Source organism: Paenibacillus sp. P32E (assembly GCF_001909085.1).
Taxonomy (GTDB): domain Bacteria; phylum Bacillota; class Bacilli; order Paenibacillales; family Paenibacillaceae; genus Paenibacillus_AQ; species Paenibacillus_AQ helianthi.
This window is the reverse complement of the sequence record NZ_LVYY01000007.1, coordinates 50713-63598: the sequence shown is the minus strand read 5'-3', so window position 1 is coordinate 63598 and position 12886 is coordinate 50713. Positions and strand designations below refer to the sequence as shown.

At 50.3% G+C, this 12886-nt stretch carries 10 protein-coding genes; 9 read left to right on the top strand and 1 reads right to left on the bottom strand.

Annotated elements, in window-relative coordinates; all coding sequences use genetic code 11:
• The first annotated feature begins 83 nt into the window (after nucleotides 1–83).
• Nucleotides 84–437, top strand: coding sequence for a VOC family protein (locus tag A3848_RS08120; protein WP_074084451.1), 354 nt, complete (start codon nucleotides 84–86; stop codon nucleotides 435–437).
• Between the two features lie 167 nt (nucleotides 438–604).
• On the opposite strand, the gene A3848_RS08115 is transcribed toward A3848_RS08120, so the two are convergent.
• Nucleotides 605–1918: a hemolysin family protein gene (locus A3848_RS08115; RefSeq protein WP_074084450.1), complete on the bottom strand. Its 1314-nt coding sequence runs from the start codon at nucleotides 1916–1918 to the stop codon at nucleotides 605–607.
• A 115-nt stretch (nucleotides 1919–2033) separates the two neighbouring features.
• On the opposite strand from A3848_RS08115, the gene A3848_RS08110 reads away from it, so the two are divergent.
• From A3848_RS08110 to A3848_RS08075, 8 genes are all read left to right on the top strand, one after another.
• Nucleotides 2034–2801: a DUF1836 domain-containing protein gene (locus A3848_RS08110; RefSeq protein ID WP_074084449.1), complete on the top strand. Its 768-nt coding sequence runs from the start codon at nucleotides 2034–2036 to the stop codon at nucleotides 2799–2801.
• Nucleotides 2802–2881: 80 nt separating this feature from the next.
• Nucleotides 2882–4099 carry an MFS transporter gene (locus tag A3848_RS08105; RefSeq protein ID WP_074084448.1) on the top strand — a complete coding sequence of 406 codons (1218 nt, stop codon included), beginning with the start codon at nucleotides 2882–2884 and terminating at the stop codon, nucleotides 4097–4099.
• 161 nt (nucleotides 4100–4260) lie between these two features.
• Entirely contained in the window at nucleotides 4261–5868 is a 1608-nt protein-coding gene (locus A3848_RS08100) for a TerB N-terminal domain-containing protein (protein ID WP_074084447.1), read from the top strand.
• Nucleotides 5868–7187 carry an ATP-binding protein gene (locus A3848_RS08095; RefSeq protein ID WP_074084446.1) on the top strand — a complete coding sequence of 440 codons (1320 nt, stop codon included), beginning with the start codon at nucleotides 5868–5870 and terminating at the stop codon, nucleotides 7185–7187. Before A3848_RS08100 ends, A3848_RS08095 begins: the two co-directional genes overlap by 1 nt.
• The gene (locus A3848_RS08090; protein WP_074084445.1) at nucleotides 7184–9382 is read left to right on the top strand and encodes a DEAD/DEAH box helicase; all 2199 of its coding nucleotides are present in this window, start codon (nucleotides 7184–7186) and stop codon (nucleotides 9380–9382) included. The genes A3848_RS08095 and A3848_RS08090 overlap by 4 nt, the downstream gene beginning before the upstream one ends.
• A 219-nt stretch (nucleotides 9383–9601) precedes the next feature.
• Nucleotides 9602–10972, top strand: coding sequence for a sugar ABC transporter substrate-binding protein (locus A3848_RS08085; RefSeq protein ID WP_083609589.1), 1371 nt, complete (start codon nucleotides 9602–9604; stop codon nucleotides 10970–10972).
• Nucleotides 10973–11099: 127 nt separating this feature from the next.
• On the top strand, nucleotides 11100–11990 hold the full coding sequence (locus A3848_RS08080; RefSeq protein ID WP_074084444.1) for a carbohydrate ABC transporter permease: 891 nt from the start codon (nucleotides 11100–11102) through the stop codon (nucleotides 11988–11990).
• 17 nt (nucleotides 11991–12007) lie between these two features.
• Nucleotides 12008–12832: a carbohydrate ABC transporter permease gene (locus tag A3848_RS08075; protein ID WP_074084443.1), complete on the top strand. Its 825-nt coding sequence runs from the start codon at nucleotides 12008–12010 to the stop codon at nucleotides 12830–12832.
• Nucleotides 12833–12886: the final 54 nt, after the last annotated feature.

Below are 12886 nucleotides of genomic sequence, written 5' to 3'. Positions count from 1 at the left end.
AGGGGGAGGGAATTGGCATATTTTATCGAAATGGTTAAGAGGTCCAAATATATTAGAAGTTTTATAGAGGAGGCATACTGGCTGTGACAAGTCCGATTCTGAATCAGATTGGCGCTGTTTTTATTCCGGTAAGTGATATTGAACGGTCAAAAAACTGGTATTGCAATTTACTGGGGCTTCCCCTTGACGGCGAAGTGCTGTTCAATCATTTGTACGTGGTTCCAATGCAAGGACCCGGTATTGTGCTGGACAGCAGAATTTTCACAACCGAAGCCGTACTGAAGGTTCCTTCCTTCCACCTGAACACTGAGGATATTGATGCGGCCTATGATTTTGTCAAGGAATCCGGAGCAGAGCTGCTGACTGACATCGAGCATGATCACTGGTTCAATTTCAAGGACCCGGATGGGAACATACTAATGATATGCCGATGTTAAGAGAAGCCAGAAAATAATTAATGGCATTAAATCATATAAAAGATTAATAACATTAAATATATAACAGAGCACTTCCGATAACTCTGTTCCGTTGGCTGTTCTTCACACGAAAAGGCGCTCCAGACCGGAGCGCCTTTTGCTATATTTAATGTGTTTAATTATTCCGGTTATACATATTGATTTTCCGATCCGGGCTGTCCGATTTCAATCTCAACTTTACGAATCCGGTGCCGGTTCATTTCAAGGACGGTAAGCTTGACATGTTCATGGGTCACGCTTTTACCAACTGCAGGTTCCTCCAGATGACTGTAGAGCCATCCTCCGATCGTGGTTACCTCATCGTCATGCAGATCAAGACCTGTCAGTTCCTTAATTTCCAGGACAGAGACATTGCCGTCGAATAAATAATGGAAATCACTCAGCTTCTCGATATTGCGGCGTTCGTCACCGTCGAATTCATCGCGGATCTCACCAACAATCTCTTCGAGAATATCTTCGATGGTAATCAGACCGGAGGTTCCGCCGTATTCATCAAGCAGCAGGGCGATATGCACACGCTCTTTTTGCATACGGGTCAGCAAGGTTTTCACTGGAGTAACTTCAGACACGGTTAGAAGCGGTAAAATCAAGCCTTTGAAATCGAAGTCGGGATTGTTGTCGTATTGTAGATAAAGCTGTTTGGTATTGATCATTCCGATGATGTTGTCTTTACTTCCGTCAGCCACCGGAAAACGGGTGTATTGCTCCTTACGGATGATTTCTAAGTTCTCTTTCAGGGAATGGTCGGTGAACAGGCAAACCATGTCTGTCCGGGGCACCATGATCTCTTTGGCCAGCATTTCATCGAAGGTGAAGATCCGGTTTACATAGCCATATTCGGCTTTGTTGATTTTACCGCTCTCATAGCTCTCGGAGAGAATCAGACGAATCTCATCTTCACTATGCGCATCTCCATGCTCGCTTGCCGGCTTCATCCCGAACATACGGACAAGCAGGTTGGCGGAACCGTTCATCAGCCAAATGAGCGGGTACAAAACTTTGTAGAACCAAATAATCAGCGGTGAGGTGATTTGACCGATTTTCTCCGGAATATTGATAGCGGCCGTCTTCGGAGCAAGCTCACCGACTACGACATGCAGGAATGTGGCAATAATGAATGCCAGTGCAAAAGCAATGGGCTCACTCACACTGTGGCTGATATTGCCAAGATCGAACAATGGAATCAGAAGCTGCTCAAACGCAGGTTCCGCCAAAGCCCCGATGCCCAGTGCCGTAATCGTGATCCCCAGCTGGCAAGCCGATAAATAGCCGTCCAGGTTAGCTGCAACCCGTTGTACCGCCAGGGCATTCTTCTTGCCCTCCAGCACCATCTGGCTAATCTGGCTGCCTCTCAGCCGTACTAATGCAAATTCCGTCGCTACAAAAAATGCGGTTAAAATGATCAAAATTGCCACAAGCGTCAAACTAAGTCCTATACCCATAAAATCTTTACCATCCCTCTCGTCGTTAAAATAGGTTATACTCATATTATGAGTTCATATGAACTCATTGTACGAACTTTTCAATAGAAAATCAAATGGCGAAGGGGTGCCATATATGGAAGCTTTTACACTCACACGGATTGAGATGTCGGAATTGCTGCTGTCCCTGCACGGGGCTGTGGAACGGAAGCCATTGCATATTTTGCAGGCTGCCTGGTCAAAATTTCATTATGAAGAGGTGGAAAAGGGGGCTTCGCTCCCGGCTTTTCTGTCCACGGAGATTCCTCCCATTCTGCAAAAGCTGATCAAAGGCGGAAATGTAAAGGGGCTGTCCCTTGGAGAAATCGCCACACTGGGCCACCTGATTGAGTATTCTACACTATCTGCCACTTCTATGCAGAACTGGGTGAAACGCGATTTCAAAGAATACCTGGGCTCGCCCAGGGAGGGCAAAAAATATTCCGTTAATCAGGCGGCGCTTCTATTAATGATCGATGACCTGAAAGCAGCGCTTGATTTCGAGAGTATCCGCCAGCTGTTCCGGATGCTCTTTCTCGCCCCGGATCGGGACGATGATGATCTGGTTGAACCCGCACAGCTATATCATGCCTATGCGGAGTTGTTTGAGGAAATTAAGAGCAGTCCTGTGATGCCTATCCAGGGGATCGCCGACCGCAACGCGCAGCAGGAGTTCTCCTCTAAGGCGGACAGGGTGCTTAAGGTATCGCTCGATCATATGATGCAGCGTTTGAACCATTTAACAAGGTCCCAGCGGCATGCCGTACGGAATATGCTAATGATTGCCGCCATCTCCGTACAGACCTGCTATTTCCAGGCATTGGCCCGGCAATACTGCAACGCAGCGCTATTCCTTGATTTTTGAACCCGCCAATCTTAGAATGTGTAAGTGAAACAAGCAATAAATACCAGGTTGATTAGTCGGAGTTAGGGAAGAGGTGCACAATGCTAAATAATATGTCGTTACTGCAAAATCCGAAGCAAAGGAAACTGCTGTTCAGTGCGGGCCTTAGCTGGATGTTTGATGCGATGGATGTGGGGATGATTTCTTTTGTGGTGGCGGCACTTGCCAAGGAATGGGGCCTCGGACCGGAAAAAATCGGATATTTGACGAGCATCAATTCTATAGGTATGGCAGTGGGCGCGGCGGCTGCAGGTATTCTGGCTGACCGTTTCGGACGTAAATCGGTACTGCTGTGGACACTTCTTATTTTCTCACTGGCCAGTGGATTATCGGCTTTTGCCGCCGGGTATGCCATGCTGTGTGTGCTGCGTTTTATCGCCGGATTTGGACTTGGCGGAGAACTGCCTGTAGCCTCAACTCTGGTCTCGGAAAGTATGCCTGCGAAGGAAAGAGGCCGGGCGGTAGTCCTGTTGGAGAGCTTTTGGGCGGTCGGATGGATCGTCTCGGCGTTAATCGCTTATTTCGTGATTCCGGATTACGGTTGGAGAGTGGCTTTTGCTATTGGTGCCGTACCTGCCCTTTATGCATTGTACTTGCGTCGGGCGATTGATGACTCTCCACGATTTGCAGAGATCCAAAAGAAAGCTCCTGTACCCTTGCGGAGCCGCATTGCCACCGTCTGGTCCGGGGAATACCGGCGTTCGACGATCATGCTTTGGATTTTGTGGTTCACGGTTGTTTTTTCCTATTACGGCATGTTTCTATGGCTGCCTACGGTCATGGTAATCAAAGGCTTCAGTCTGGTCAGAAGCTTTGAGTATGTACTGATTATGACGCTGGCACAGCTGCCGGGATATTTCACAGCAGCTTATTTCATCGAGAAATTCGGCCGCAAGTTTGTGCTTGTGATTTATCTTCTGCTCACAGCGGTCAGTGCTGCGTGGTTCGGAAATTCAAATACCGAGGGCATGCTGATGGCTGCCGGGATCTGCCTGTCGTTCTTCAATCTGGGCGCATGGGGCGGGATGTACGCTTACACACCGGAGCTGTACCCGACAGCCATCCGCTCAACGGGGGCAGGACTTGCGACTTCCTTTGGCCGGATCGGCGGGATTATCGCACCCACGCTGGTGGGAGTCATGGTTGGCAATGAAGTAGGGATCGGATCGATATTCATGATCTTTTTCGGGACCATTATCATCGGTGCGTTAGCGGTACTGTTCCTCGGCAAAGAGACCAAAGGAATGGAGCTCAGTTAGTCCCAATTCTTCAGTGGCAGGCTTGATGTTCGTCCGTCAAGAATGCTAATATTAATAGTAAGATGCAGACAGCGTTACTTCATACCAGAAGAACACAAACGGTTCCTTCACTTCTGTGAACAGGACCGTTTTTTCGTAAGACCGGAATGGGGGTGGGAGAGTTGAGAAGAGACGGGAAAGAGCCGCATTTTACAGAACTGGTGTGGGAGAGCACAGAGCAGAATGTGCCGATTCCTCCACGTGCTTCAGCAGAGGCCAGGGTTCACAAGGTACCAGCGGTCATGCCCAAGAAAAAGACTCCGAAGGAGTCAACAGTACAGCTTCAGCTATGGGATATGGAAGAAACTCAAGAACCGGTAACTACAACAGAGAGCCAGTTTGTTGTCCGGGCCAGGGAACTTGCGGATCACAAGGAAGCAGCAGCACTGTTTGTTCCTTTCAAAAGCTACTGGCCGACCTATGGGCACATGACCGGAGCGCAGAGCAGATGGTATTTCTTTTGGCGGGATGAGGTCAGACAGGGCAGGTATCCAAAGACGGATCTGTCCTATATCTTTCTGCATGTCTACGAGCTGATTAATGGTGTGGGCTGGGACGAGCCTCAGGAAGGATACCGGCAGCTGAATCTGTTATGGGAAGCTTACCGGGATCAATATAAAAGACTGGATCAATACCTGGGCGGATGGATTGCGGATTTCTCATTTGTGCATCATCTGGAGGTCCCGCTGACGGGTATAGTCTCCCGTTCGCGCGGTCTTGCCGGTGATCTGGCGGAGCTTGAGCTGATGCGCTGTTTGACCTCTGCACCGGAGCAGTTGTCTTTTGAAGTATTGACCGTCATGTCGGATTACGATATGAGCAAATCGAAATTTTATGCAGGTGAAGGCAAGGCGGCGGCAGAACGTTATATCCCGCTGGTGGTTGCGCTGATTGATGCATACGTAGCCCGCAAGCATGGCTCTAATCTGATCGGAATGTTCCCTCCGGGCCCGGCAGTAGTGCGGGAACGTTATCTGTTTCGTAGTGCAGTGTACGACATCTCGTTATACGGCTATTCTGTACTGGTGCCAGTGGTGCGGATCAGTAAATCTCCTCCACTACGCAGTCTGATCACCAGGCTGTTCCGGCTGACGGAGAATAAGCTGCGCGCGCTGCTGGGCTACCGGGGCAGGTTAAAGGATGTGAAGGTTGATGCCGACATGGAAGACCTGGTCACCCGGTTTCTGCAGCGTGAATTCCGGAAGGAAGAGCAGAAGGAAAAGGGCCCGGCGGTTATCATTGACCCCCGGAAGCTGAAGCAGCTTCAAAACGATTCCGACATCGTACGGACACTGCTTACGGTAGAGGAAAACGAGCTAATGTTGGATCGGCTTCCAGAGGCAGAAGAGGAGTTGCCGGGACTCGCGGAATTGCATGTGTCTGAGGAGGAGAACCGCTCTGCGGATTCCGAAGCTTCTTTTATTATAGAAGATAGTGGCCCTATGGCTGAGGCTCTGCCAGATGCGGGTAATGGTACTCCTGCAATCTTACAGCAGTTCGCTGCTGCGCTGACTCCGCTTGAATGGGCTGTCGTTCGTGCTCTGGCAGAAGGTAAAGGAATGAATGTGGTGAACAATCTGGCTGCGGCCGGTGGAACGATGACTGAGCTGCTGTTCGATGGAATCAATGAGACTGCGATGGATCTTCTGGGTGATCTGCTGATCGATGGAGAAGAGCTGAACGAGGAATTTATGCCGTTGCTGCCATACTTGGGTGGGGTGAATGATTGATGAGTGTACTGAAGATACCAAAACGAATGACCACTGCGCTGATGAACTCGCTGACAGCGGGTGTTGTTCCGCGTATTGGTCTGGAGCATATCGCGGTTGGCCGCCGGCCCGAGGTCGAGGCCATACTCCGTGATATGGATAATATTGCCGAAGGCGGCGCAGCCTTCAAGTTGATTACCGGTAAATTCGGCAGCGGCAAAAGCTTCCTGCTGCAAATTATCCGCAACTACGCCATGGACCGGGACTTTGTAGTGGCGGACGCCGACCTGTCCCCGGAAAGGCGTCTGGTAGGAACCAAAGGGCAGGGCCTAGCTACATATAAAGAGCTGATGAGCCACCTGTCCACACGAACACGCCCGGACGGCGGAGCACTGGAGATGATCCTCCAGAAGTGGATCGTTACCCTGCAGCAAGCCGTGATGCAGGAGAAGGGCTATGGCCCGGACGCCCCGCAGCTCGGTGAAGAGGTGGAACAAAGAATCTATTCCGTGGCTTCGGAAATGCGCGGGCTCGTACACGGTTTTGATTTTGCCAAGGTGTTAGCCGCTTACTGGAACGGCCATAAGCTTGCCGATGATGAGCTCAAGCAGGATTCCCTGCGCTGGCTGCGCGGCGAGTTCGCCACCCGTACCGAAGCGCGCAAGGCGCTTGGTGTAGGTGTCATTATCGACGATGACAACTGGTATGATTATATGAAGTTATGGGCGGAATTCACGGGTGCCATCGGGTATCAAGGGTTGCTGCTGTTTATTGATGAAGGGGTTAACTTATATAAGATCACCAACAGTATTTCGCGCCAGAGCAATTATGAGAAGTTGTTGACCATGTTCAACGATACTATGCAGGGCAAGGCGGAGCGGCTGGGGATCTTTATTGGAGGGACACCGCAATTCGTCGAAGACGGACGCCGCGGGCTGTTCAGTTATGAAGCGCTGCGGTCAAGGCTTGTAGCCGGACGTTATGGCGGGACGGGTCTTAATAATTTTACCGGGCCGATTATATCACTGGATATGCTCTCTCACGAGGAAATTCTGGTGCTGCTGCAAAAGCTGCGGGATATTCACGCTCTTCACTACGGTTATGAGGCCAAGCTTACGCAGGAGCAGCTCGTATATTTCATGGAAGAAGCCGTAGGCCGTCTCGGTGCGGAAGAGCTGCTCACCGCACGCGAGGTGGTGCGCGATTTCATGGACCTGCTGCATACGTTGCACCAGCATCCGGAAATATCGTTCGAGAAGCTTGTTGGTGAGCGGACGGTAAAGCCTGCTGAAACAGAGACGAACGAGCTGGACGGATTTCTGGCGGAGTTTGACCTATGAGCGATAATCCATTTTACAGGCTTGCTCCGTTTATTAAGGAGTTTATCTATAAGAACCGCTGGGAAACACTACGTGAGGCCCAGGTGGACGCCTGCCGCGTCCTGTTCGATACAACGCATCATCTGCTGATAGCCTCTGGCACAGCTTCCGGCAAGACGGAAGCGGCATTCTTCCCGGCGCTTACCCAGCTGTATGAAGATCCTTCAGCTTCGGTGGGTATTCTCTACATAGCGCCGCTTAAGGCGCTGATCAATGACCAGTTCACCCGGCTGAATGATTTGCTGCGCGAAGGGAATATTCCCGTCTGGCACTGGCATGGGGATGTACCGCAGGCAGACAAGACGAAGCTGATGCAGAACCCCTCCGGAGTCCTGCAGATTACACCGGAATCCCTGGAGGGGCTGCTTATGAACCGCCCCAACGCCATTCCAGCGCTGTTCCATGATCTTCGCTTCATTATAGTCGATGAAGTGCATGCCTTCATGGGGGCGGACCGCGGTATCCAGGTGCTCAGCCAGCTTGCCCGGATCAACCGGATGGCGGGCTGCCACCCGCGGCGGATCGGTCTATCTGCCACACTTAGCGACTACGCATCCGTAACGGAATGGCTGGCTGCCGGTACCCGCGACAGTGTGGAGGTCTCCGCACCGCAGGGCGGGCGCAAGCTGCGCCTCAGCGTAGAACATTTTTCCTTCCCGGATGCACGGGACGAGGTACAGGCCGAACATCTGGAGCGGGCGCGCCAGGCGTATTATGGTTTCATCTATGATCATACACATTCGAAGAAGGCGCTTATCTTCACGAACAGCCGCTCCGATGCTGAGGAGGCGATCCTGGAGATGCGGCGGCTTGCGGCGAAGCGGGGGGAGCGCGATGTGTTCCATGTACATCACGGAAGTATCTCCGCGATGCTGCGTGAAGAGACGGAGGCTGCGCTCCGACAGGGAAGTGGTCCGGCGGTGGCGGCAGCTACGCTGACGCTGGAGCTCGGCATTGACCTTGGGGAGCTGGAGCGCGTACTGCAGCTTGGTGCGCCCTACAGCTGCGCCAGCTTTGTGCAGCGGCTGGGCCGTTCCGGGCGAAGGGGAGACACCGCCTCGGAGATGATCTTCGTCACACCGGAGGAAGAGGACGAGGAGGCGCAGCTTCCCGCGAGGATGCCGTGGACGCTGCTGAGGGCTATCGCGGTTATCGAACTCTATGTGCGCGAGAAGTGGGTTGAGCCGCTGGTCGTGCGGCAGCTTCCTGTCGGGCTGCTCTACCATCAGACGATGAGCATACTGAAGAGTATGGGCGAAGCCGAGCCGGAGGATCTAAAGGATGCAGTGCTTAGCCTGCCTTCGTTCAGTTGTATTGAGCCTGCCGATTATGATGCGTTCATGGAATATATGATCGGCATGGGTCATATTCAGTCCATGGATGAGGGCAGTCTGCTGATCGGGCTGGCGGGGGAGAAGATCGTCAATAACTTCCGGTTCTATGCCGTATTCAAAGACGACGAGGAGCATGTGGTCTATAACGGCACTGAGGAGATTGGTTCGATTACCACAGTGCCGCCGCCAGGATACTGCTTCACACTTGCGGGCAAGCTCTGGAAGGTTGAAGAGGTAGACAACCGCCATAAGGCCGTGTATGTCAAAGGCTCGCGCGGTAAAGTCGATACCTTATGGCTAGGCGCGGGCGGGGATGTGCATACCCGCATTATGACTAAGATTCGTGAAGTACTGGGAGCTACGGTGCTGTACCCCTATCTGGCACCCAGTGCGGCCGCAAGACTGGAACGGGCCCGCCGCCTGGCCAAGGAGAGCGGACTGCTTAAGCATTCTGTGCTTCCTGCAGGCGGAGATTCGATGTTCATTCTCCCTTGGGCCGGAAGCCGGCAGTTCCGTACCCTGGAACGGCTGCTGAAGAATAATCACAAAGGCCCGCTGGGATTACGTTCGGTAACCCCCATGGAGCCTTATTATATGGTTGTTGCCGGAAAAACAGATGCTGAGACGCTGGAGCAGGAGATTATCGCGGAGGCCACCGCTGCATCCAATCCGATCGCTCTACTGGGACCAGATGAAGCACCGTACCTTGGCAAATACGATGAATTCATTCCGCATGACCTGCTGCGAAAAGCTTTTTCGCTCGATGGGCTGGATGTTCCGGGGCTGGTAGAGGTGCTGAAACAGTGGGGGAGAACGGAATAAAGAAAACGTGCTGAATCAGCAAGAAGGTCTGTCCATGCTATATATATCAAGGCCTGTTAATGAATAGATTTGAAATTTCAAATACTCCTGCTGCTGAGCACAGGAGTATTTTTTTGGTATACCTAGAAAAAACAAACCTTATTTCTGCAGTTCCCACCTTGTTGGAAGCGCTTAATCAGAAGATAATAAACCTATCACGAACACAGGGGGCATTGATTCATGGTCAACAGACAAATGAAGACAACATTCACCGTCGCACTAACAGCAGCAATGGCTTTAAGCGTTGCGGCATGCGGCAACTCGAACGACAACAGCAAGAATAACGCAGCGGCAAGTACAGCACCTGACAGCACCAACAGCGGAACAGCAACAAATACAACGAAGAGTGACAAGAAGGTAACCATCACCTTCCAGAACATTTATCCCGATCCAACCACACCGTCCTACAAAATGGTGCATGAGCTGAAGGATCAGTACGAAAAGGAACATCCAAATATCAAGATTGAACTGGACACGCTGAACACGGACCAGCAAAAGGTGAAGCTCAAAACCCAAGCGGCTTCCAAAGAGGTTCCGGATATCACCATCGTGAACCCGGCTGCACAAATGAAACCGTTTGTAGATGCCGGACTGTTCGCTCCGCTGAACGATATGCTGGACCAGAACGGACTCAAAGACACATATCAATCGGGGCTGCTGGACTACTACAGTTTTAATGGCAATGTATACGCGCTGCCGGATGGTAATAACATCGAAGTGGTTTATTACAACAAAGATTTATTCGCAAAGGCTGGTATCGCTAAAACACCAACTACCTTTGAAGAAATGCTTAAAGATGTAAAGATCCTCAAGGATAAGGGCATTACCCCACTGGCAATCGGTGAAAAAGATTCCTGGACAGGCTCCTTCTTGTTCATGAATATCCTGCTTCGCACCAACGGCGGCCCCGGCTTCCTGCAGGACGTAATGGATGGCAAGAAAACCTTTGAAGATCCTGCTTTCGTAGAAGCAGTAGATGCTTTCCAACAGTTGGTTCAAGCAGGCGCGTTCCCTGACGGCGCAACTTCCATCGACGCCAATGCCGGCGGTAACATCTTCAAATCCGGTAAAGCGGCTATGTGGGTTATCGGATCTTGGGAAACAGGCGCAGTGGATGCTTCGTCCGTAGCTGGTAAAGTAGGAGCATTCCAATTCCCTACAGTTAACGGCAAAGGCGACCCTAACCAATTCATGCTTGCACCAGGAAGTGCATTCGCAATATCTGCTAACAGTGAGCACCTGCAGGAAACCAAAGATTTCCTCAACTTCTTCGCCAGCAATCTGCCTAAAAAACAATTTGAATTGAAAAATGCTGTAGGTTTGGGTCAAAAGGTTGACGGCGATTTGAAAGCAGCCGGTTACTCCGATCTGGCGATTACCATTGCCGGTCTGTTCAACCAAGTTAAGGGCGGCGACCTTTCGTTTGACAACACGATGAATCCGGCCACCTCTCAGGTGCATCTCAGCAGTATCCAGAACCTGTTCGTGCAGAAAATGGATTCCGCTGCGGTAGCCAAAGAACATCAAACCGCATTCGAAGCTAATAAATAAGCAGCCACAATCATCGTTCACTCTCGGTGCGAAGCAAGCTGAACCTGGCTTCTTCGCACCGAAATTTATCAATGAAACATAACATCTACTATAGACAAAGAATCTGCTTGTTTAGGAGGCGGGAAAGATGAAAGTACTGAAGGTGCCAGCACGCACAATAGCCGTCTTCGTGTTGCCGTGTCTGTTCTTGTACGTGTGCCTTGTGTTTATACCCATACTGGTTTCACTGTATACAGGTTTATTGAAATGGGACGGACTTACGTCTGCCACATTTGTCGGTTTCGGCAATTTCAAAAATATGTTCTTCAATGACCCGGTGTTTTGGCCGTCTGTAAGAAGAACCTTGCTATATGCCGTAGCTTCCATGCTGGAAATTCCACTTTGCCTGGGAATGGCTATTTTGCTTAACCGTTATGTCAAAAGAGGAAACACACTGGTTTCGATCTACTTCACACCGGTTATTCTTTCTGTTGTTATTATTGGACAATTGTGGAAAACGATCTACAACCCGGCATCCATGGGCGGTATGCTCAACGGTGTTCTGATTTCTCTGGGACTGAACAGCTGGACACACAACTGGCTGACCGAGCCCAAAATTGCGATGTTCGCTCTTTATCTCGTATCCCTATGGCAGTTCTTCGGCTACCATCTATTGATTCAGTACACAGGGGTGCAGAATATTCCGGATGAGCTTTATGAAGCGGCCAAAATTGACGGGGCGGACGGATTCAAAGCGGATCGCTACATCACACTTCCGCTGATCGTCCCGATCTTTAAAATATCGATTGTACTGGCGTTTATCGGTTCCCTGCAGGCCTTCGATCTGGTTATGGTTATGACCGCCGGTGGTCCGGCTCATGCAACCGATGTTATCTCCACACATATGTACAACAGCTCATTTATGTCTTTGAAGTATGGATACGGCAGTGCGATTGCCAGCTTCCTGGTTGTAGTCTGTCTGGTCTTTACCGGATTTATCAATACTATATTCAATAGAATTGAACGTAAATTCAATTAGAAAAGGAGTGCGCGATCATGCGAAAATTCAAAAAAGGAATCGTGTATCTTCTTTTCGCAATTCCTGTGGTGACCCAGTTATATCCTTTACTCTGGTTATTACTCTATTCATTGAAAACCAATGAAGAAATTATGGATGGCAGTTTTTTTTCTTTCCCCAAAACCTTTCAATGGCATAACTACAGTGAAGCCTATACGTCAGGCAGCTATCTGAAATACTTATCCAACAGTGTGTTCGTTACCGGCATTACAATGATCTGTGTTATCGTGCTGGCTTCCATGGTGGCTTATGCCATCTCGCGTTTCCGCTGGAAATACGGCAATATCGTTATGACGATCTTCCTGATGGGCATGATGATTCCGATGCAGGCGACACTGCTGCCGCTGATGATTATTTTCAAGAACATTCACGTTCTGAACACTCATTTGTCGCTGATCCTGCCTTACGTTGCATTCTCCACACCGATTGCTGTCTTCATCCTCTCCGGGTTTATGAGAGATATCCCCCATGAGATTGAGGAATCGGCATTTATTGATGGAGCAAGCGTGTACCGGATCTTCCGCAGCATTATTCTTCCGGTGTCTATTCCGCCGGTAATGACTGTATGTATCCTGACCTTTATCAACATCTGGAATGAATACATCCTGGCGGCAACCTTTATTTCCTCCGAGAAGCTAAAAACATTGCCATTCGGGGTATACACGTTTGTCAGCCAATATTCCGTAAATTACGGCAACATTGGAGCATTCCTCGTCATGGGTGCGCTGCCGGTTATCCTGATCTACTTCTTCCTGTCCAACAAAATTACCAAAGGTATGGTAGCAGGAGCGGTAAAAGGCTAATCGTCGTTGCAAATAAAAATGGGATAGATTTATAATAGGAAACGGCAGGACAAG

Excerpts from the sequence above, each read along its gene's own strand:
- A3848_RS08115 (WP_074084450.1), bottom strand. The coding sequence starts at position 1,918 with ATGGGTATAGGACTTAGTTTGACGCTTGTGGCAATTTTGATCATTTTA.
- A3848_RS08110 (WP_074084449.1), top strand. The coding sequence starts at position 2,034 with ATGGAAGCTTTTACACTCACACGGATTGAGATGTCGGAATTGCTGCTG.
- A3848_RS08105 (WP_074084448.1), top strand. The coding sequence starts at position 2,882 with ATGCTAAATAATATGTCGTTACTGCAAAATCCGAAGCAAAGGAAACTG.
- A3848_RS08095 (WP_074084446.1), top strand. The coding sequence starts at position 5,868 with ATGAGTGTACTGAAGATACCAAAACGAATGACCACTGCGCTGATGAAC.
- A3848_RS08090 (WP_074084445.1), top strand. The coding sequence starts at position 7,184 with ATGAGCGATAATCCATTTTACAGGCTTGCTCCGTTTATTAAGGAGTTT.
- A3848_RS08085 (WP_083609589.1), top strand. The coding sequence starts at position 9,602 with ATGGTCAACAGACAAATGAAGACAACATTCACCGTCGCACTAACAGCA.
- A3848_RS08080 (WP_074084444.1), top strand. The coding sequence starts at position 11,100 with ATGAAAGTACTGAAGGTGCCAGCACGCACAATAGCCGTCTTCGTGTTG.
- A3848_RS08075 (WP_074084443.1), top strand. The coding sequence starts at position 12,008 with ATGCGAAAATTCAAAAAAGGAATCGTGTATCTTCTTTTCGCAATTCCT.